The organism is Pseudomonas floridensis (assembly GCF_002087235.1).
GTDB lineage: Bacteria > Pseudomonadota > Gammaproteobacteria > Pseudomonadales > Pseudomonadaceae > Aquipseudomonas > Aquipseudomonas floridensis.
On record NZ_MUIO01000096.1, the window covers coordinates 1 to 20,375 of the forward strand.

Here is a 20,375-nt window from a genome sequence, read left to right on the forward strand (position 1 = left end):
CAAACCAACCTGCTGGCGCTCAATGCGGCCATCGAGGCTGCGCGTGCGGGAGAGCAGGGCCGTGGTTTCGCCGTGGTCGCCGATGAAGTACGCAGCCTCTCGCAACGCACCCAGGCGTCGACGGCGCAGATTGCCGGCACCGTAGACAGCCTGCGCTCCACCGTGACCCAGGCCGTCGATCTGATGGAAGCCGCTTGCGGCCAGGCCGTCAACGATGCCCGCTCCGTGACCGGGCTCGGCGAACGACTCGGCGAGATCGCCACGGCGGTGCAGGGCGTGACTGACACCCTGGTGCAGATCTCGACCGCCGTCGAAGAACAGGCATCCACGGCCGACGAAGTCAGCAGCAACATCCAGCAGGTCGATCAGGCAGCGGGGCGCTTGCTTGAGGGGGCTCGAGCGGTGAATCGGGCGGCGGATACCTTGAGTCAGGGGAGCCAGGCGTTGAGCGGTAATACGGCGCGGTTTCGGTTGGGGTGAGTGCGCAGGTTCGTATGTGACACCTGTATTGGAGAGCCGGGCCCAAGACATTCAGCCCGGTTTTTCTATATGCGTCGCTGCTTGAAAACATGACAAGAACATGAAACTTCGATCAGCGGTGACACTGGGCGTAATCTATTGGCTGACGGAAGTCCGGGCAGAGCGTAAAATTCCGGGCTTTTGCAAGTGAAGATTTTTTTGAGAACCCAGTTTACCGAGAAAGACATGATCAGAAACGCAACTCAGGTTGAGGCACAGCTCTTTGAACAGGGTGCTGTCCGTCAGCCACACGTTGCGATCCTGATGTGCACCTACAACGGTGGCGCCTATCTCAAGGGGCAGTTGGACTCATTCAATGACCAGACCTTCCAGGACTGGACGCTGTACGTATCTGACGATGCGTCCACTGACGAAACGCGAAGTATATTGAGCGACTACCAGCGCCGCTGGGGGGCTGATCGCCTGATCATGTTCGACGGACCGTGCAAGGGCTTCGCGGAAAACTTCATCTCGCTGGTTCGCCGTCCGGAGCTCAAAGCCGACTACTTCGCTTTCAGTGATCAGGACGACATCTGGTTCAACGACAAGCTGACACGCAGTGTCGGTCGCCTCGAATCGCTCAGCGGAAAGAAGCCGGCGCTCTATTGCTCCACCACTCGACTGGTCGACGCTGACCTGAATGTGATCGGCGTGTCGAAGCTTTTCACCAGGCCCCCGTCCTTTCAAAATGCGCTGGTCCAGAGTATCGCGGGTGCCAACACCATGTTGATCAACCGTGCTGCCCGTCAGCTTCTCTTGCAACTGCCTGACCGAGCCCCCTTGATCGCCCATGACTGGCTGGCCTACCTTTTGGTCACAGGGTGTGGCGGCAAGGTGATCTACGAGGCTGAGCCGACCCTGGATTATCGCCAGCACAGTGGCAATCTGATCGGGGCCAATGCAAGCTCCCGGGACCGTTTGATCCGCCTGCGCAAGATGTTGTCTGGGCGCTTCGTCAAATGGAACGATGCCAACATCGTCATTCTCAAAAAAATGGAGCCATTGTTGACCGAGGAAAGCCGGGAGGTGCTTGCCTGTTTCGATCACGGCCGCAAACAGCGCTTTTTCAAACGCATGCGTATGCTTCGAAAGTCCGGTATCTATCGGCAGACGGTGCAGGGCAACTTGAGTCTCATTCTGGCGTCCTGCCTGGGAAAGGTTTGAGCTCGTCTGCCCCTTTGTTCTCATGAGTGCTGACGAGGTCGTACAGTGTGCGACCCCGTTTCGTCTGGGTGCTTTGTCTAGTCCGCTCCCTGCGCTCTGTAGATCTGGTAAGCAGGGTTGGGTGAGTTCGGGACCGCTATAAAGTGAGAGCGAATATAGTCATTGATCAACCGATGTGAGTTCGAAAATCTCAGCTCTTCCCGCCCGTCCATGGCCATGTCGAAGATGAGCACGAAGCCTGGGTCGGACTTTTTGATCCGTTCAATTTCTGCTCGTTGAAAATCGTCACTGCGCGGGGACAGCGCGTAAATTTCCCAAAGCGGTGCGTGGCGTTCCAGTAAAGGGTAAGCCCCGGGCCAGAAAGGCAATACCAGTACGGCTCTTCCATTCGGTGCATAGCTGTCGGTAAGGCTTCTCAAAAGATCCACCGCTTCGGCAGTGCTGGGGTCCATAGAGAGAGTCGAGCCGGAGACTGTGACCTGTTTCCAACCGTCCTGGGTCCGAGAAAGTACGCCAGGTTGCCAAGCAGCAAGAATGAACAGGCTGGCTGAAGCTGTAAGAATGCCTAGCGCCATTTTTGATGCTTGCGATCTGACAGTTGCCAAAATAACGAAGATACCGAGAAGTAACGGGTAGATACCTTGCGCCAGATGCCCCACATCCGGACGAGCGAAGGCAAAGTGAGCGTAAGGTAACGCAGCGCAGGCAACAGCCACTACTTCCGGGCGCGCTGTGCGGTTACAAAGACGTTCTCTGAACACCCAGGCGAGCGCCCCCACGCCGAATACCAAAATCGCGATGAAACAGATGCCTATCAAAAACCATCTTGTTTCGATCACTACGCCGGCGGTACCGAAGCCTACGGTCCAGGGCCACGGTACAGGCAGGGGCAGATTGGTATTGCCCTGCTCTAACATGAAAAGAATCGTGTCGATGAAGGCGGCAAAGTAACCCGGTATGATCAGGCACATTGCAAGTACTGGCAGATAACCTACCACCACACCGGCGACCCAAATTGCTATGCCTTTCCAACGGTAGTCGGATTCCGGGGCTTTTATCGCGAGCCATCCCATGGCTGTGCAACTGGCGGCTGCAGCATAAACGCCATGGTTTCGGCCAAAAACGGCTGCGAGGCCCACAAGAACACCGAGTAAGAAATACCGTTTTGCCGAAGGCTTAAGCAGAAGGCAGGTCACCCCGGCAACAACGATCATTGATATAGACATATCAATGATCTTGTGGCGCGGGTACATCCAAACCATGAGTGTGACGGCCGCAACACACAGATAAATGATATGCCTGGCAGCGGTTTGCTTCAACGCTATGGATATCGTCCACAGCCCGGCATAGATTCCCAGAAATTGAAACAGTGCCACTGATGCACGCAGGGCAATGATGCCTGAATCGCCCCATAATGAAAAAAAGCTTGCGGCCCAGTAGTACCGGCCAGGGTCATAAGCCATGAAATCTCGAATCGGAATTTCCCCAGCAGCGAGTTGCCTGGCACCGTACCAAAGATACCCCTCGTCCCACAGGTTGAAACCGTCATGGCCTTGCCATAAAAAATTAGCGATGACGAATAAGGCCGATATGACCAAGAGCACGAAGCTGTTGACCATTCGGTCTTTTTTAACATCATTCATGGTGTGTTCCGCATCGTATCCTGATGGCACGCCTATGCCTCTTAAAAAGCCTGGAGATAGGCATGCAGGTTCATGACCCTGGCCGGGTGTCAGCGTGCTGTTTGCTTTGCAGAGAAGGCCAGCTTTGACAGTAGAAAAGTCACCGGCAATGTGAGCGCGATGGCGACCAGCGGCGCGAGCCGGGCATCAAGTTCAAGCTTTTCGACCCAGCACCACAGAATAACCAGACTCAGGCCGTATTGAATGAGGTAAATCAGCGGAAGCATGATGACAGAGCGCAGGCCCTGGTGGCTCTTGAACACAAAGAATCTGTTCAGTACGTAAGCAAGCGCAATACCTGTTACATAGGAAATGGTGTAGCTGACGGTGTAAGACAGGAACGTCAACAAAACGAGATAAATGCCGTAGGTCAAGGCGGTATTGAAACCGCCTGACATCAGGAATCGCGCAAAGTCTAGCTTGAAGAATTTTGAGACACCCTGATTCATCATCGGATCACTGTTCAGTGTTTTCGATCAGTGATTTGAACTCTTCATAGTTACGTACGTAATCGGCAGCATCGTAATAATGAGAAGCGAACACCAGCAACACCGCGTCCTGGGAATAACGGTATTGAATGCCCCACGTCATGGGAGGTAGATGAATACCTTTGTTTGGCTTATCCAGAACGAACTCTTCCCGGTTGACACCATCATCAGCGACTACATGAACCGAGCCCTTGACGGCTATCAGAAACTGGTGGCACTGGCGGTGGGCATGCTCGCCTCGGGTTTCAGCCGTTGGTACGTCATAAACCAGAAAGTAGCGCTCGGACTTGAACGGAATCGAACGCTCGAATTCACCAGCAGACAAGCTTCCTCGAATGTCTGATACCTCATTCATGGTGTGTAGGGTAACGTTCTTCACCGAAGTAGTGGCGACGCCGATAACTGCTTTTTCTGCGCGTGCCTCACTACCGGCGTTGACCGGTTTGGCATCCACGTAACCGATGATCTTCGCCGGATTGCCCACCACTATGGCATTTGGCGGTACTGACCGGGTCACTACCGCACCCGCACCGACCATCGCATTGATCCCGATTGTGATACCAGGAAGAATCGTGCAGTTGGCACCCAGCGAAGCGCCCTTGCGAATGATGGTGCGAGCGAAACTTTGTGGATAGACCTTGCTGCGAGGGAACAGGTCATTGGTGAAGGTAGCGTTCGGGCCGATGAAAACATCGTCTTCTATAGTGATCCCATCCCACACCTGTACGCCGCATTTCAACGTGACCCGATCACCGATGATGACATCGTTTTCGATGAACACGTTGTCGCATACGTTGCATTCACTGCCCAGTCGGGCACCCGGCAGGATATGGGCGAAAGCCCATACACGGGAGTCCTTGCCGATGTTTTCCGACTCGCACAATGCGTGGCTGTGAACGAAAAAATCCTTACCGCTGCTCATTTGTCTCTCCAAATCCCTCTATCCGCATAGGAATAGCCAAGGGTCTGTTTTTTGTATTTTCGTAAGTGCGCCACGCGTAAGAGCCGACGATTCCCAAGCCCATAAGGTTAAGACAGCCGAGGAAGGTAATCGCCAGCATGATCATTGCGTAGCCGGGTACTTCAATCATGCCTTCAAGCTTCGCGATAAGCGTGAAGATGCCAAAAATAGCTGCCAGCCCCGCGCCAAAGGCTCCGACCCGCGTCAGTATCCTGATAGGCATGTCCGTGAACGAGAACACGCTGTCCATGAGGTAGTTGACTTTCTTGCGGAAGGTCCAGGCCGATGTGCCGTGGACGCGCTCCTGCCGGGTGTAGGTCACCACTTCACGACGATAGCCCATCCAGAAAATCTGCGCGATCAGTGAGCTGTGACGCTCCTCAAGGGTCAGAAGGGTATCTCTGAATGCCTTATTGCAGGCGAACATATCGACGCCACCCGGCGGAATCTCTGGGATGACGTAGCGCCTGTAGAAACCCCAAAACAGTTTCGATGCGGTGCGGGTGGCCCAAGGATCCTGACGACCCTCGCGTACACCTACCACCACATCGATATCACCGCGGGTCAGAACCTGATTCATTTCAAGAACCAGCTCAGGCGGTTCCTGCAAATCCGCCGCCATCACGGCATAGTGATCACCGGTGCCATGTTGCAGACCGGTACGAATGGCCATGAACGAACCAAAGTTTCTCGAAAGCAGAATCAGCTTTGAGGTGAAAGACTGCGAGGGCAGTTGTGCTCGCAGAATCTCGTAACAGCGGTCAGGACTACCGTCTACCACGAACACCACTTCGAGTGCATGCTCAAGCTGCACATCCAGTGCCGTCACAGCAGCAAGCAGGTCTGGAAGATTGCTCTCGTTGCGATAAACGGGAATGACCAACGTCAGCAAAATCATTGCTCCTTGGAAAAGTAAGCAGTCACCGCTTCGATGACGCGTTCGACTTCTTCAGCGGTGAGGCCGGGGAAGCATGGCAAGGAGATGACGGTATCACATGCGCGCTCGGTTACGTCCAGCGCCACCGACGGGGCGGCCTCGTAAGCCGGTTGCTTGTGGTCGGCGATTGGATAGTGAATATCGGTGCTGACCTGCCTTTCTTTTAGGGCGGCAGCGAATGCAGCCCTGTCTTTGACACGAACGACGTACAGATGGCCCACATAATCCTCAGCTACTGAACACGGCAGTTGCATGTCCAGACCCGCGAAGGCATCGCTGTAGCGCTTGGCAATCGAGCGGCGCTGTTCGTTCCAGTTGTCCAGGTGCGGCAGTTTTATGCGCAGTATCGCGGCCTGCATTTCATCGAGGCGGCTGTTGCGACCACCTGGGATGGCAACCCGGTATTTCTGATCCCAGCCGTACTGGCGCAGTTGACGAATGCGGGCCGCAAGTTGGTCGTCGTTGGTTGCCACCGCTCCGCCGTCACCCAGTGCACCCAGGTTCTTGGTCGGGTAAAAACTGAAGCAGGCAATCGTGCCGAAACTGCCTGCCTGCTTGCCATTGCGACGTGCGCCATGAGACTGCGCGCAATCTTCAAGAACAGGAATGCCTGCCGCGGTAGCAATTCGAACGATTTCTTCGATGTTCGCCAACTGACCGTAAAGGTGCGTCACGATGATGACCGATGGACTCGACTCGGCGAGTACAGCGGACAGCGACTTTGTGCATAGGGTAAGAGTGCCTGGATCGACGTCCGCATAAACAGGTTCTGCACCTACGGCATGGATCGCCGTGCTGCCGTAAAAGCCAGCGTTTGCGACAGCTACTACACGATCACCCTTGGAAACGCCCAGACCTCTGAGGGCCAGTTCAAGCGCGTCGGACCCATTGGCTACGCTGATGCAGTGCGAGACGCCAACGTACGTAGCAAACTCTTCCTCGAACAGTTTTACTTCGTTGCCCAGCACGTACCAATGGCTGTCCAGAACGGATTTCAGCGGGGTAGCGAAATCGAGCCCTGCGTTGGCTTTGACGGCGGAGAAGAGAGGAATGTTTTCCATGAGGGCTTCCATAATCAGTGAGGCGAACGATTGATAAGTTCGCACGCATTAGGCATCGCGAAAATTTTGAAGGTCGAACTGACAGTGTAAAGTTTCAAATCGCATTTTCCGGGCAGTGCGGTAGTCGCGATAGCGCCTTCGTAGCCGCTACGAAGAGCAGCTTTATCGCCAAGGGCTACAGCGACGTCCGGTCGCTTCACGTCAATGCTCATCGCACCTACGACTTTACCGGCTTCCACCGCAACCAGATACTGAGGTATGCCATTGGTGGGGTCGATATAGCTCCAGCCCCTGACTACCCAGCCATCGGTAGTCTTGCGCACTTCATCCAGGTTGCCGAGAGCAACTGTCTGGCTCTGCGGAGCCTTGAGCACAAACTCCCCCTTTTCCAAGAACAGGCGTTGAGTGAGCTCTTGAGCATCGACCATGGCAACGCGCGGGTCTTTAGCCGTCTCGCTGTTCTGTATCGCGTCAACAATCGGGCGTCCGATTGCCGACTTCTGGATGTTTGTCGAATTGAGCGTGTTTGCACTCCACGACACCGCATTGGTCCAGGCCATCCAGGCCGCGATCACGAGAAGACATTTCAGGTAGAACCGATCAGACTTCACGACTCGGGCAACCGAGGCCGACGTCTGTGCACTCGAATAGCGGGTCGTTGCGATGGCAATGAGCAAGGCCAGAAAAGGTATGGTCACGAACAGGTACCGGCCTTGCGGTTGCGGCATCGAGTTCTGAGAGGCGAGCAAACTAAGCAGGATAATGGACGGAAACAGCCCCAGAATCATGATCAGTGGCAACAGGTTTCTCAGCAGAAAACCCGATTTGTTGTCAGGCGAGTACACGCGCAGTGTCTGAATGATCGCTGCCAGTACAAGCCCCATGAACAGCAGGGCTGCTACCGTGTAGTAAGGCGGTGAGATGAACACATTCATCCACCCGGTCACCGAGAAATAGCTCATCAATGTAAGCGTGATCCACGGGGCAATATTGTCCATTTCCAGAAGCTTGCCAGAGCAGCCGATGTAGCAGGTTCCAAAACCTACCGCAGGATTGCTCTTGTGCATCGCCACAAACTGGAGCTGTCCGGAAATTCCCGTTATCTCTCCAAACTCAAGGTAGGTAAACATGAGCATAGGCGCAGAGACAATTACCGCGACGAGCAGGATGGTGGGAATGTGCTTGGTCAGCTTTCGGTTTCCGAACACTTGAGTCGCGGCAAACATCACGCCGGCAAAAACCAAGGCAGGTAATAAATACAGCTTTGCCATGAGCATCAGTCCGATGGACCCGCCCAGACAGATGGCCGTGTATTTCGCCGGCGTCTTCAGAAAACCCAGCAAGGCACTCACAAGCAAAGCTACGCTCATGACGCCATAGGCATCACTGTTGAAATAGGAGAAAGCAAAAGATACTTGAGGGATCAAAGCGACTGCGAGAGCGCCCAGTGCTGCGGCTTTTTTTGGCATTCCAGCCCTGTGACCAATACGAAACAGGGCACATATGAATACCGCACCTAATATCCAGTTGAAGCACCGCACCGCCAGGTAAGCGAACTCGGAAGGGAGCATCCAGCTCAAGCCATAGGAGCTAATCAGCGCGCCAATAACATGCGGAAAGGGCAAGCCGTGGTACCAGAAATCACCTGGCTGCCAAGTATGACCCGAAATCGTTCCCGTAAATGCTTTGACTGGCTCCGCCACGTCAGGCATTGAATGGTAAGCCTTCAAATATTCCAGCAAAAAGAAGTGCGTCGATTCATCAGGGGCGCCGTGGAAGGCTATTCCCAACGACCAGGCCGCCAAGATCAAAAAATAGGTCACGGCCAGCACCCGTTGGTAACGGGTGCTGGACCAACCTGTTTGATTGTCTGAATGAGTTGATTCAGGCACGCATATCCCCTACTACAGCCATCGTCTCAGTCATGCTGAAAGAAACCAGATTAATGAGATGAATCAATTCTTGATTCTCGGTGGCCAGGCCAGGCTGAAGTCTTCGTAATCGAGCGACAGATTAGGGCTATACGCATAATCCACTGAAATATTTGGCCAGCGCGACTTTACATACTCTATCTCTAGCGCAAATCGTGCCTGCTTTTGAGGCGTATCTTCCAAACCTCGAGTGGCAGACTCGTGGTGATAAAGCTCTGCAAAAGGCGTCCAAACATTCAAGTATCCAGCCTCCTGTACCCTTAAGCAAAAATCTACGTCATTAAACGCGATTTTTAGGTGTTCTTCGTTCAGTCCATTAACCTGGTTAAATATAGATTTTTTAACGATCAGGCAGGCTGCGGTTACCGCAGAGAACTCTTGAATAAGCTCAGCGCGGAAAAAGTAACCAGGTACCCCTTTAGGGAGATATTTATGTGAATGCCCCGCGACGCCACCGAGCCCAACAATAACGCCGCCATGTTGCAAGCGGTCGTCTGGATACCACAACCGTGCACCTACGCAACCGACTTTAGGTTGCAGAGCGATAGAAACCATTTCACTCAACCATTCAGGTGTAATGACTTCAATGTCGTTATTGATGAGGCCAATCAACTCGCCATTTGCAATGCGAACTGCACCGTTATTGAGGGCTGAGTAGTTGAACGGACCGTCGTCTCGCAAAACACGGATGTTTTCCTCTTGATCGATCTGAGCGAAATACTCAAGCGACTCAGGCTCGTCGGAACCATTATCGATAAGAATAATTTCGTAATTTTTATACGTAGTCAGACGCTTGATGCTGTCGATGCACTGTTTTACTAATGCGTGAGCATTTCGCGTGGGTATTACAAGCGTTACCAGCGGCAGTACGTCCGGTAGCTTGTAGTGGACGCGATACATACCTTGAGGCAGTAATTCAGTTGTGCCAATATCGCCCTTGCGCTTCAGGTGGTCATCCAGTGCTTTCACACCTGCAAGCGCTGCGTAAGGTTTTTCATCGCCTGCCATTGCGGTACTACCAGCGTGTATCCTCCAATGGTAAAGGACGCGAGGAATATGGATGATTTGGTTTCGCTCCAGTTTTTCTACGCAGCGTAGTGCCAAATCATAGTCCTGCGCACCTTCTAGTCCTACTCGGAACTTTCCGACCTCTTTGACAAGATCACGTCGATAGGCTGCCAAATGACAAATCATGTTTTGAGAGCGGAAGAGAAATTCGTTCCAATCGGATTTGAAATAAGGCGAGCTGCGGTTGCCTTCGGTGTCGATCTTGTCTTCGTCGGAGTAGATAAGTCCCGCGTCTGGGTTTTCACGGATAGTACGCGCGATCCAGTACAAGGCATGTGCGGGAAGCAGATCATCATTATCCATCAATGTAATGAACTGGCCTTTGGCGACATCCAGTGCCGAATTGCTGGCCTGCGAAATGTGACCGTTGCTGCCGCGGAAAACAACCTTAATACGTTTGTCACTTGCCTTAAGAGACTTCAGGTATTCGATGACGGCCGGATTAGTTGACGCGTCGTCGGCCAGGCAAAGTTCCCAGTTAGTATAAAGTTGCGCGCGAACGCTCTCCACGGCCTCCCGCAGAAAATCCAGTGGCGGATTATAGACCGGCATGATGATGGAAATGAGTGGGTATTCGACCCACCGCCCCATGTGCTCGGTAATACGTTGTACATCGGCTTCGCCTAATGTGTCGTAATACTGCACCCATCGAGCATAGTCGTGGCGATTAGGCACTTCGCGTGTTTCTGCACCTACAAAAGCATGCTGTGCCTCGCCACGCACCCAGCGTGCTTGCGCCATGACTCCGGCAAGTCCTCTCAGCCGCCAAACCTGATACGCCTTGACCGCCGTGCTCGAGACACCGCCGCCGCGTTGGATAACCGCTCTCAGTAATGCTGCCGCACGTTTTGCACGCTGCAATGATTTGCGAACCTTTCTTAGAGGGGCAGTCACTTTCCAGCTGTATGACGATTGCATGGCAATAATCTGCAGATTCAGGTTATGGACGTGCGTGTCCTTATCGACCAATTCAAGGCGGTGGCTTTCCTGAATCGAACGAGACGAGGTTTCGAACTCCGCCAGCGCCTGAGCATGGCTTTCCTGAGCAGCATGTTTGGCTGCTTCAAGTTCCTGAAGTGCGAGCCGATGGTTTTCCTGAGCAGCAAATTTGGCTGCCTCAAGTTCCTGAAGTGCGAGGCGGTGGCTTTCCTGAGCTTCCATATTTGCGGTCTCGAGTTCTTTGAACGCCTGACGGTGAGTTTCCTGGGCTTGAAGATTCGCGGCCTCAAGCTCTTGGATTGCGAGACGGTGGCTCTCTTGGCCACTTATGTTGGCCGCTTGAAGTTCTTGAAGCGCAAGACGATGGCTTTCCTGGGCCTCAAGATTCGCGTCGCCAAGTTCCTTGAGCGCTTGGCGATGACTTTCCTGTATCGCTAGTTTTGAGGCTTCAAGCTCCTCCATCGCTTGGCGATGACTTTCTTCAACCGCCAGGTTTGCCACTTCAACAGCCTCGAGAGCTGAGCGATCTTTGAGATTCAAATCCGATATAGACTCAAGCGCCAGCTTGAGCTCCTCTTCCTGTTGAAGGAGTCGTTCAGCGACCTGTCCTTCCGTGAATAAAGTAAATGCAATCTGTATTTTGAACGACTTTCCACCTAATAGCGAATTGAGATCAACCGGCAGCACAATGTGCGGATCGTCATCAAGGGCCATGAACATGGTGCTGTCATTGATCTCGTTACTGAACGCCGTCGTGCCGGCAGCCGTCAAAGGCGCCTCTGCACTGTCACGCCATGACCAGACCTTTGTATTGGCCACATATATCTTTATGCTGTCGATCGAGAACGATTGCCTTACATTGGTCGGGTCAAACCGAAGTTTCGCGCATCGCAGCGATGCTGGAATGGAAAACAGCAGCGTCTGACGACCGTCGTGGACAAACTGGCTTTTGGTGCGCTCTTCGGTGAAGGCACCGTCTTCTGCTCCAAGATAAAGCGTTGCCAATCTCTGTGCTGTATTTGCCAGCGAGCCCATCTTCTGGATGGTGACGTCCGGAGACCAGTTCATGAAGGTTGCTGCGTCCCGACCTGTCACCCTTTCCTGGAACATCGCTTCCAGAACGATATAGCGATTGAGCTCTTCTTCAGTCACCGCCAGGCCGACACTGCCCATCAACTCGATAATGAAATCGCGCCTGCTGATCATTGTCGGTGTCGGGTAAAACGGGGTAGAGCAGGCAATCAGCAACAGGAAGCCGCGCATCAGTAGATGGCCGAGTTCAACTCCCTCCTTCATCTCCCATTCGATGTCGATAAGGTGTGGCTTGCCCTCGGCATCGATAATGATGTTCTGTGGAACAGCGTCGATGTAGTGACCTGGAAGGCGGGCATCAACATGATCCAGTGCTGACAAGCTGCCTTCTGCTGCAACGAGCTGCCTGAGGCTGTCCAGATACTCGTTCAGGAACGGGGCGAATGTCTCAACAGTCCAGTTCTGGGTTGTGGTGGCTTCAAGAAAGCGTAGGCTGAGCAGGCTGCCTTTGGCATACCCGTGAGCCGCGGGGAGAATGAACCTGAACTGATCAGCGGAGTTGTCGACAGTCGTCGAGCTGCTCAGCCGTTGGTATTGAACTTCAATGCCATCGGGCGTGGTGACGAACACGGACGCTTTGCAGTACTCGGGATTACGACCTGTGCTGTAGTGATAAGCCAGCACATTTTCCGGGACGGACTGTTCTTGCGCGCAGGACGCGATAACCAGAAACGAGTTCGCCAGGTCCATACCTAGCTGATTATCGATAACGACAGGCCAGGCCTTTTCAAGGTTGAAGGTCGTATTTGAAGGCAGTTGTGGGTCTTTGCGAGTGTTTTGTGTCGCCAGCGCCGCCGCATCGAAATTTTTCGACTTGAAACCGTTTTCAGTGACCAGGGAGTTGGGGATCTTGTAGTCAGGGTAGGGCGACAAGAAGCTCGATGACGCAAAGCCTGCTCGGGCTACGAGCGCTTCCAGTTCTCTGCGGCCAAAGGTCTTGGGCTGGCGATCGGCATAGCGTCCTTCGATGCCGTACATGGCCACGCCGACATGATCTTCCGGAGCTCCGGCAAAGTACTTGAGGCCGAGCTGGTTCTCGATGGCGATGAACAGGTGCCCATCAGGCTTCAGCAGCTTGCGAACCCGCGCCAGCATGCCGTATGCCGGATCTGCGTCATTGCTGAACATGCTGGCGTATTCAAGCACACCTATCAGCGTGATCACATCGAACTGCTCATCGACCTTGAAGTCGTCGAACCTTTCCGCGAGCACTGTGACGTTATCCAGGCCCCGAGTCCGGCTGGCCGCTATCGCGGCGCGGCGCGGGCTGCCCTCCAATGAAAGTACAGTGGCCCCTGCCTCTCCGAGATAGCGGCTGATAGCTCCGCAACCTGCGCCTATTTCCAGAACCGATTTGCCTTTGAGCAAGTGTTCGAAAGGGCGGAACAGATTGCCGCGACTCGAACTCAGGTGATAAAGCTTGGCCCAGTCAGTGCAGTACAGTGGCAATTCGGTGGACAGCACCGAGACATCATTCGCTTCACGAACAATCGCAGCCAGTTCACTCTCAGCCTTGTCACCATCGCTATAGGCAATGCCTTGATAATCCGAGCGCACCCAAACTGCCGTGTCTGCGTCACGGGTATAGCCATATTTATCAAGCTCAAGCATTAGCGATTACCGAATCAATGGCCATAGAGGCGCCAAGGTCTATCAAACCCAGAAGCTTTGGAGTGGGTTCGACGATGAAATGTATGGAGTCATAACGCCTGTCGTGGGGTATGACGTCTTCACCTTCACGTGAGGCAATACCTACTGAGATGAAATAGTCGCCGGTCGCCAGGGCGTTTTTGAACCTGAGGCAAGCTTTTGCGCTGGAGTTAGCGCCACCGATTAATCCATTTGGCTCGCAGTCGATGATATAAGAGTTGGTGCCGTACACAGTCACCCCCTCTTTTGTCTTAATTGTGAAGCCGATAATCGGGCTTACGACCATACTGTGAAATCTCATAGATACATACAGCGTTATATCCTCACCAGACTCCACGCTTTTGGGAAACTCTCGGCCTGATGCGCTTATATGGAAATCAAGCAGCGTCGCAGCACCGTCACCCCAGCGGTATTCATGTGGGTTGTAGCCCGGTCGGCTGGCGTAGACGTCCTCGTCAAACCGCAGCGCTACGGTGTCGCTTTCAACCGGAGCAATCTCGACGCGCTCGGCTTCGGCCAGGTCCAGACTTTTGTCCGTGATCGGGCTCTTGTCACGTCCGAACAGCAGGTCGGTGTAGCGATTGATCACGGGGCGTGACTCGCCGATCATTTCGATCCTGCTCTGCTCCAGCAGAATGGCGCGGGAGCAGTGAGTGACGACTTGCTCACTGGAGTGCGTGACCAGAAGAATGCTGGTGCCGTTTTCCTTCAACTGGCGAAGACGTTCGAAGCATTTGGCCTGGAAACGGGCATCGCCAACGGACAATGCTTCGTCGACGACCAGAATTTCCGGGTCCACCTGGGCCTGAACCGCAAAGGCCAGGCGCACCGCCATACCGCTCGAGTAGGCCTTGACGGGCTGATCGAGGAATTCTCCGATGTCGGCAAAGCCTGCGATGGCATCGAATCGTTCATCGACCTCGTCACGCGTCAGACCCAGTACGGCTGCGTTCAGATATACGTTTTCACGGCCAGTGAATTCGGGGTTGAAGCCCGAGCCCAGTTCAAGCAAGGCCGCTACCCGGCCACGGGTCTGAATTTCACCGATGGTCGGGTTCAACGTCCCGCAGATGATCTGCAGCAGTGTCGACTTGCCAGAGCCGTTACGGCCAACAATACCGACGGTCTCGCCTTTATTGACCTCAAAGCTTATGTCTCGCAGCGCCCAGAACTCTTTACCGTACGTGGTGGTGGCTTGTTTGCCCGCCCAGCGTTGCAGTCTCGGCACCACGGCCTGCTTGAGACGCTCATGGGGTTTTTCGTAGGTGTAAAAACACTTGGAGACGTTTTTTACGCTGATAACCGGTTGATCAGATGACATCAGCGAATCCTTTACGTGTCTTTTGGAAGAACCAGAAACCAATGGCTGCCATAACGGCGCCGATCAGAATCGCTATGCCGAGGCTGTCCCAATGGGGGAGGTTACCGAACAGCAATACGCTGCGGCTTTCTTCGATGATGTAAGTCAGCGGGTTCAGTTGCAGCCACGGCCGATAGACTTCCGGCAGTGCCGCAACCGGATAGAGGACCGGAGACAGAAAAAGCAGAACCGTGGTCAGTACGGTGATCACATGGCCTACATCTCGCAAATACACCCCCAATGAAGCCAGCAACCAGCTGATCCCCAGTGTCCCGAGAATCAGCGGCACGAGAATCAAGGGAAACAGCAAAGCGGTCCAGTAGAGTGTGTGCGAAATCAACAACTGTGCGATCACCAGCACGACGAGGCTGATGCAGCTGTGGAAAAGCGCTGAGCCCAAGGTGATAACCGGCAGGATCTCCAGCGGGAAAACCACTTTCTTTACGTAGTTGCTGTTGCTCATCACCAGCGAAGGCGCCCGGTTTGCGCATTCGGCGAACAGGCCGTGCACAATCATGCCAACGAACAGAAGGATAGCGAAACCACCTTTGCCTGTGTCCACGCCAACCCAGCGTGCGCTGAAGATCTCGGAAAACACAAAGGTATACACCGCCAGCATCAACACAGGGTTGAAGAACGACCAGGCCAGTCCCATGACCGAGCCACGATAACGGCCGATCACTTCGCGCCGGGTCATCTGCGAAATCAATGAGCGGTTCGTCCAGAGGCTGTGCACCAGGCGCAACGGCCCGGCGGATGGCGTCATGTGAGGATTCATCAGGCAGATACCTCAGCGTTTCCTGAGCCCGGCACTTTTTGAGGCAGGCATTTGCTGAGAAAACCGAGATCATCACCAGGTGAATTTGGTTTGAAAACGATGACGTCGGTATAGGCGAGGCAAGGTGCGATCATGTGTAACGTATCTCCGAAATACTGACCAGAACCGGTTGACGCCGTCCTGGTTGAAAAAAGCGTCTGACGGAAAATGCCGCCAGTTGTCTGAGATGCGAAGGTGTGGAGCAAATGTGGTGGGGCGATGGTTTGCCCGCGCGTTGAAAAAGACACCGGCATTTGAGTCCGGCGAAAGGCTTCTGCACGGAGTGGAGGGCTGGCGCAATGGTCACTGCAGGGTACGTTGCACGCATCGTTGTTCTAGGTCTTTTCGATGTGATTCCGACGATGAGCAACACGAAGGTTTTCATGGCAGGACAATGGTTGCGAAAGAAACTCATCCAGTATTCATTGCCTCGGAAAACGGAGGTTCTGCAGTCCTTCCATCGCAGGTCAGGCCCGTAAATCTGTGCCTTTGACACTGCTTTTGTCTGGTCGTGCCGTACCGCGTGGTCGAGTTCTTTACGCTGTAAACAAAGGTGCGCACATTAACATAAGCAGCACTTGGAGAACATTCGGCAGCAGGGAATTTAACCGTTGTCAGGCTAACGGTTTTCCAGTGATGACTGTGCTTTTCCCGAACACATCAGCCTGCTCTGGATCGAAGGCGTCGCGTCCAGCCCTTATCTATCAAAGGGTTGCGTGGCTACATTGAAATGCAGGTCCCCGCGAAGGGCATTGCGTCACTTTCCTGCCAGCGCGGCTGCCAGGCACGCGATGATGAAAAGAGCTTTATCACGAGGGCGTCTGCGGCATTGCCGTGCCTTGAAGATCAGGCCAAGGAACAGCGCCTGGGTAGAAGCTGATTTTCGACGCGACAAGACCTGGCTACCGCCGATGAGCCGATCGATCAATAGCACCTGCTCCGGCCACCAGCCGTCAGTGATTTTATCCAGGCGGGTCTTGAGTGCCGTCAGCCCGGTATTGGCGCCGACTTGATTGCCTGCGTGCTGGCGATAATCCATGCTCGGAGCCGGATCGATGTGCCAGAGGAATCCATGACTGCGAGCGAAGGCGTAGCAATACCAGTCATGCAAGCCTGCCTGCTGTGCATCAGCCCAGTGGTCGATGAGTGAGGTTTTGAAGGCGTCAGCGAGCCTGCGGTTCATGACATACGTACAACCCGGCCCGGCCGCCTCGAACACATGATCCCATTTGACCTGAGGCTGAGCCTTGTCCAGCAGCATGCGTCTGCCATCAGGCCAGAACGCAGTTACATTACTGGAATAGGCGTCGTGGTTGCCCGCGTTCAGGTGCGATGTGGCGCGTTCGAGCTTGTCCGGATACCAGATATCGTCCTGGTCCGAGAACGCTACATAGTCGAAGGCCGAGAAATCGACATCCCTGATCAATCGAAAGAAGTTGCGTGACGCTCCACCAAACTTTCCGGCAGGAGGCAGCAGGGTGATAGGTGCATGACATTGTGCGTAGTTGGCACACCATGCTTCAGTGCCGTCCGTGGAAGGATCGACACTGATGAATACGCTGATACAAACGTTGGTCTGCTTGAGAATGGAGTCAAGCTGCTCCTGTATCCACTCCATACCGTTGTAAGCTGCCAGTAGCACGGCGACCTTGGGAAAAACAGACGACATACTGTTCACAGCCTTGCGGTATGGAGTGTGGTGACGCTCTACGGCTTAGAAAGAACCCAGGTCCAGCAGTTTCTGCAGGTACTGCCCGTAGCCGGTCTTCTTCAGTTTCTGAGCCTGTTCACCCAGTTGCTCCGAAGTGATCCAGCCGTTGGTGTACGCGATCTCTTCGAGGCAGGCCACTTTCCAGCCTTGACGCTGTTCGATGGTGTGCACGAAGTGGCTCGCTTCCAGCAGCGACTCGTGAGTGCCAGTGTCCAGCCAGGCGAAGCCACGGCCCAGAATTTCTACGGTCAGGCTCTTCTGTTCCAGGTAAGCACGGTTCACGTCAGTGATTTCCAGCTCGCCGCGTTCGGAAGGCTTGATGTTCTTGGCGATCTCGACGACCTGGTTGTCGTAGAAATACAGGCCGGTCACCGCGTAGCTCGACTTCGGTGCCGACGGTTTTTCTTCGATGCTCAGGGCGCGACCTGTCTCGTCGAACTCGACAACACCAAAGCGCTCGGGATCGGAAACGTGGTAGCCGAATACGGTTGCGCCGCTGGTCTGCTGGCTCGCGGAGCGCAGGTTTTCCGAGAAGTGCTGGCCGTAGAAAATGTTGTCACCCAGGATCAGGCAGCAAGGGTCCTTGCCGATGAACTCTTCACCAATGATGAATGCTTGCGCCAGACCATCCGGCGTTGGCTGTTCTGCATAAGTAAGCTGAATGCCGTATTGACTGCCGTCGCCCAGAAGCTTGCGGAAGGAAGGCAGGTCTTCCGGTGTCGAGATGATCAGGATTTCACGCATGCCAGCCAGCATCAGCACCGACAGCGGGTAGAAAATCATCGGCTTGTCGTAGATCGGCAACATTTGCTTGGACACACCGAGTGTCAGGGGGTGCAGACGAGTCCCCGAGCCGCCGGCCAGGATGATGCCTTTACGATTAGTCGTGGTCATTTATTCAGAGTTTCCATGAGCATACGGGTTACGCCGCTTTGCCAGTCCGGCAAATGCAGAGAAAAGTTGTGGCGCAGCTTGTCTGTATTCAGACGCGAATTCAGTGGACGTTGCGCAGGTGTCGGGTATTCGGTGGTGCCGATTGGATTGATCGTTTCCACAGCCAGCGGTTCCCCATTCGCACGCGCAAAATCGATGACGAATTGGGCATACGCATGCCAGGAGACTTCACCGGCCGGTGCCAGGTGATAAATGCCGCACAGTTCCGGACGCACCAGCGTCTGCTGCAACGCCGCGGTAGCAATATCTGCCAGAAGCTCCGCGCCTGTGGGCGCGCCGATCTGGTCGGCGATCACGTTCAGGCTTGGGCGATCCTTTGCAAGGCGCAACATCGTTTTGGCGAAGTTGTTGCCGCGTGCGGCATAGACCCAACTGGTACGGAAAATCAGATGCTTGCAGCCCGATGCAGCGATCAGTTGTTCGCCTTCGAGTTTGGTCGCGCCGTAGTAGTTGACCGGTGAAACGCTGTCGGTCTCTTTCCAGGCCTGGCTGCCCGTGCCGTTGAACACGTAGTCGGTCGAGTAATGAACCAGCAATGCATCCAGCTGGCGGGCTTCTTCTGCCAGGACCTGGCTGGCGAGGGCGTTGACCGTATGGGCAAGCTCTCGCTCGGTTTCGGCCTTGTCCACGGCGGTATAGGCTGCGGCGTTCACAATCACCTGAGGTTGAACGCGACGAATCGTGTCCCGCAGCCCGTCCGGATTGGAGAGGTCGCCCGACACATCACCATAGGGGGATGAGATCGTATGACGATCCAGGGCAATCACCTCGCCCAGAACGGCAAGCGAGCGTTGCAGCTCCCAGCCTACCTGACCGTTTTTACCCAGCAGAAGAATTTTCATCATTTATCGGCACGTGCTGTGTAGTTCTTGTCGATCCACTGCTGGTAGCTGCCACTTTTCACGTGAGCAACCCACTCAGGATTGTTGAGGTACCATTCGACGGTTTTGCGAATACCGGACTCGAAGCTTTCTTCCGGCACCCAGCCCAACTCGCGCTGGATCTTGCTGGCATCGATAGCGTAGCGCAGATCGTGGCCTGGGCGGTCCTGTACATAAGTGATCAGGCTGGCGTGCGGCAGATGGGCCGAGTCAGGACGCAACTGGTCGAGGAGGGCGCAGACGGTATGCACAACTTCGATGTTCTGCTTTTCGTTGTGACCGCCAATGTTGTAGGTCTCGCCAATCTCGCCCTCGGTCACGACTTTGTATAGCGCCCGGGCGTGATCTTCGACGTACAGCCAGTCACGAACCTGATCGCCCTTGCCATAGATCGGCAGTGGCTTGCCTTCCAGCGCGTTGAGAATGATCAGTGGGATCAGTTTCTCGGGGAAGTGGCACGGGCCATAGTTATTCGAGCAGTTGGTCACCAGTGTCGGCAGGCCGTAAGTTCGGCTCCAGGCGCGTACCAGGTGATCGGAACTTGCCTTGCTGGCGGAGTAGGGCGAGCTTGGCTGGTAAGGCGTGGTCTCGGTGAACAGATCTTCCGGGCCTTCAAGGTCGCCGTACACTTCATCGGTGGAAATGTGGTGGAAGCGGAAGTTGCTCTTGCGGGCTTCGTCCAGCTGGTTCCAATAGGCGCGTGCTGCCTCAAGCAGCGTGTAGGTGCCAATGATGTTGGTCTGGATGAACTCGGACGGACCGGTGATGGAGCGGTCTACGTGAGACTCGGCAGCCAGGTGCATGATCGCGTCCGGCTGGTGCTCCTGGAAGACCTTGTCGATTGCTTCCCGGTTGCAGATATCTACGTGCGCAAACGCATAGCGCTCGCTGTTTTCCACGGATTGAAGCGATTCAAGATTACCTGCGTAGGTAAGTTTGTCGACGTTGATGACCGAATCATTCGTGTTGGAAATGATATGGCGGATAACTGCCGAACCAATGAAACCTGCACCACCTGTTACTAAGATCTTCAAGAGAGTATTCACCTTGGGTTATGACAAGGCTCTGCCCGGTCCGTGGAGTTAATCGAGGATTATGTCGCAATCCTTGAACGGCTACCTGAGTATTGCGCACACAGGTCTGCGGATGGCGACAGTAAA

The 20,375-nt window shown here is 54.4% G+C and carries 16 protein-coding genes; 2 read left to right on the plus strand and 14 right to left on the minus strand.

Annotation, left to right across the window (positions count from 1 at the left end; translation table 11 throughout):
- Positions 1-480: methyl-accepting chemotaxis protein (locus tag BZK31_RS22205; RefSeq protein WP_244182718.1), on the plus strand; the 480-nt coding region annotated here is incomplete at its 5' end.
- Positions 481-783: 303 nt separating this feature from the next.
- Positions 784-1,683: a glycosyltransferase family 2 protein gene (locus BZK31_RS22210; protein WP_083185535.1), complete on the plus strand. Its 900-nt coding sequence runs from the start codon at positions 784-786 to the stop codon at positions 1,681-1,683.
- Between the two features lie 77 nt (positions 1,684-1,760).
- Here BZK31_RS22210 and BZK31_RS22215 read toward each other — a convergent pair whose 3' ends face one another.
- The 14 genes from BZK31_RS22215 to rfbB form a co-directional block, all read right to left on the minus strand.
- Positions 1,761-3,326 carry a hypothetical protein gene (locus tag BZK31_RS22215; protein WP_083185457.1) on the minus strand — a complete coding sequence of 522 codons (1,566 nt, stop codon included), beginning with the start codon at positions 3,324-3,326 and terminating at the stop codon, positions 1,761-1,763.
- Positions 3,327-3,415: 89 nt separating this feature from the next.
- Positions 3,416-3,817 carry a GtrA family protein gene (locus tag BZK31_RS22220; RefSeq protein ID WP_167378082.1) on the minus strand — a complete coding sequence of 134 codons (402 nt, stop codon included), beginning with the start codon at positions 3,815-3,817 and terminating at the stop codon, positions 3,416-3,418.
- A 4-nt stretch (positions 3,818-3,821) separates the two neighbouring features.
- The gene (locus tag BZK31_RS30305) at positions 3,822-4,775 is read right to left on the minus strand and encodes a WxcM-like domain-containing protein (protein WP_083185458.1); all 954 of its coding nucleotides are present in this window, start codon (positions 4,773-4,775) and stop codon (positions 3,822-3,824) included.
- Positions 4,762-5,712, minus strand: coding sequence for a glycosyltransferase family 2 protein (locus BZK31_RS22230; RefSeq protein WP_083185459.1), 951 nt, complete (start codon positions 5,710-5,712; stop codon positions 4,762-4,764). Before BZK31_RS22230 ends, BZK31_RS30305 begins: the two co-directional genes overlap by 14 nt.
- Positions 5,709-6,812 (minus strand): DegT/DnrJ/EryC1/StrS family aminotransferase, encoded by a 1,104-nt coding sequence (locus BZK31_RS22235; RefSeq protein ID WP_208617223.1) that lies wholly within the window; start codon positions 6,810-6,812, stop codon positions 5,709-5,711. Before BZK31_RS22235 ends, BZK31_RS22230 begins: the two co-directional genes overlap by 4 nt.
- Before the next feature lie 14 nt (positions 6,813-6,826).
- Positions 6,827-8,704 (minus strand): glycosyltransferase family 39 protein, encoded by a 1,878-nt coding sequence (locus BZK31_RS22240; RefSeq protein ID WP_083185461.1) that lies wholly within the window; start codon positions 8,702-8,704, stop codon positions 6,827-6,829.
- 63 nt (positions 8,705-8,767) lie between these two features.
- A complete protein-coding gene (locus BZK31_RS22245; RefSeq protein ID WP_083185462.1) occupies positions 8,768-13,453 on the minus strand; it encodes a glycosyltransferase in 4,686 nt (1,561 codons plus the stop codon).
- Positions 13,446-14,813 (minus strand): ABC transporter ATP-binding protein, encoded by a 1,368-nt coding sequence (locus BZK31_RS22250; RefSeq protein WP_083185463.1) that lies wholly within the window; start codon positions 14,811-14,813, stop codon positions 13,446-13,448. Before BZK31_RS22250 ends, BZK31_RS22245 begins: the two co-directional genes overlap by 8 nt.
- Positions 14,803-15,630 (minus strand): ABC transporter permease, encoded by an 828-nt coding sequence (locus BZK31_RS22255; RefSeq protein ID WP_083185464.1) that lies wholly within the window; start codon positions 15,628-15,630, stop codon positions 14,803-14,805. The genes BZK31_RS22250 and BZK31_RS22255 overlap by 11 nt, the downstream gene beginning before the upstream one ends.
- Positions 15,630-15,923, minus strand: coding sequence for a hypothetical protein (locus tag BZK31_RS29535; protein WP_157900778.1), 294 nt, complete (start codon positions 15,921-15,923; stop codon positions 15,630-15,632). Before BZK31_RS29535 ends, BZK31_RS22255 begins: the two co-directional genes overlap by 1 nt.
- 503 nt (positions 15,924-16,426) lie before the next feature.
- Positions 16,427-17,338 (minus strand): glycosyltransferase family 2 protein, encoded by a 912-nt coding sequence (locus tag BZK31_RS22265; RefSeq protein WP_083185466.1) that lies wholly within the window; start codon positions 17,336-17,338, stop codon positions 16,427-16,429.
- 45 nt (positions 17,339-17,383) lie between these two features.
- Positions 17,384-18,274 (minus strand): glucose-1-phosphate thymidylyltransferase RfbA, encoded by an 891-nt coding sequence (rfbA, locus tag BZK31_RS22270; RefSeq protein WP_083185467.1) that lies wholly within the window; start codon positions 18,272-18,274, stop codon positions 17,384-17,386.
- Positions 18,271-19,176 (minus strand): dTDP-4-dehydrorhamnose reductase, encoded by a 906-nt coding sequence (gene rfbD, locus BZK31_RS22275; RefSeq protein WP_083185468.1) that lies wholly within the window; start codon positions 19,174-19,176, stop codon positions 18,271-18,273. The genes rfbA and rfbD overlap by 4 nt, the downstream gene beginning before the upstream one ends.
- Entirely contained in the window at positions 19,176-20,249 is a 1,074-nt protein-coding gene (gene rfbB, locus BZK31_RS22280) for a dTDP-glucose 4,6-dehydratase (RefSeq protein WP_083185469.1), read from the minus strand. The genes rfbD and rfbB overlap by 1 nt, the downstream gene beginning before the upstream one ends.
- Positions 20,250-20,375: the final 126 nt, after the last annotated feature.

What these genes read in the sequence shown, in the direction of transcription:
- rfbD (WP_083185468.1), bottom strand. Translation starts at nt 19,176, where the DNA reads ATGAAAATTCTTCTGCTGGGTAAAAACGGTCAGGTAGGCTGGGAGCTG.
- BZK31_RS22250 (WP_083185463.1), bottom strand. Translation starts at nt 14,813, where the DNA reads ATGTCATCTGATCAACCGGTTATCAGCGTAAAAAACGTCTCCAAGTGT.
- BZK31_RS22235 (WP_208617223.1), bottom strand. Translation starts at nt 6,812, where the DNA reads ATGGAAAACATTCCTCTCTTCTCCGCCGTCAAAGCCAACGCAGGGCTC.
- BZK31_RS22255 (WP_083185464.1), bottom strand. Translation starts at nt 15,630, where the DNA reads ATGAATCCTCACATGACGCCATCCGCCGGGCCGTTGCGCCTGGTGCAC.
- BZK31_RS22210 (WP_083185535.1), top strand. Translation starts at nt 784, where the DNA reads ATGTGCACCTACAACGGTGGCGCCTATCTCAAGGGGCAGTTGGACTCA.
- BZK31_RS29535 (WP_157900778.1), bottom strand. Translation starts at nt 15,923, where the DNA reads ATGCCGGTGTCTTTTTCAACGCGCGGGCAAACCATCGCCCCACCACAT.
- BZK31_RS22215 (WP_083185457.1), bottom strand. Translation starts at nt 3,326, where the DNA reads ATGAATGATGTTAAAAAAGACCGAATGGTCAACAGCTTCGTGCTCTTG.
- BZK31_RS22230 (WP_083185459.1), bottom strand. Translation starts at nt 5,712, where the DNA reads ATGATTTTGCTGACGTTGGTCATTCCCGTTTATCGCAACGAGAGCAAT.
- BZK31_RS30305 (WP_083185458.1), bottom strand. Translation starts at nt 4,775, where the DNA reads ATGAGCAGCGGTAAGGATTTTTTCGTTCACAGCCACGCATTGTGCGAG.
- BZK31_RS22245 (WP_083185462.1), bottom strand. Translation starts at nt 13,453, where the DNA reads ATGCTTGAGCTTGATAAATATGGCTATACCCGTGACGCAGACACGGCA.
- rfbA (WP_083185467.1), bottom strand. Translation starts at nt 18,274, where the DNA reads ATGACCACGACTAATCGTAAAGGCATCATCCTGGCCGGCGGCTCGGGG.
- BZK31_RS22265 (WP_083185466.1), bottom strand. Translation starts at nt 17,338, where the DNA reads ATGTCGTCTGTTTTTCCCAAGGTCGCCGTGCTACTGGCAGCTTACAAC.
- BZK31_RS22220 (WP_167378082.1), bottom strand. Translation starts at nt 3,817, where the DNA reads ATGATGAATCAGGGTGTCTCAAAATTCTTCAAGCTAGACTTTGCGCGA.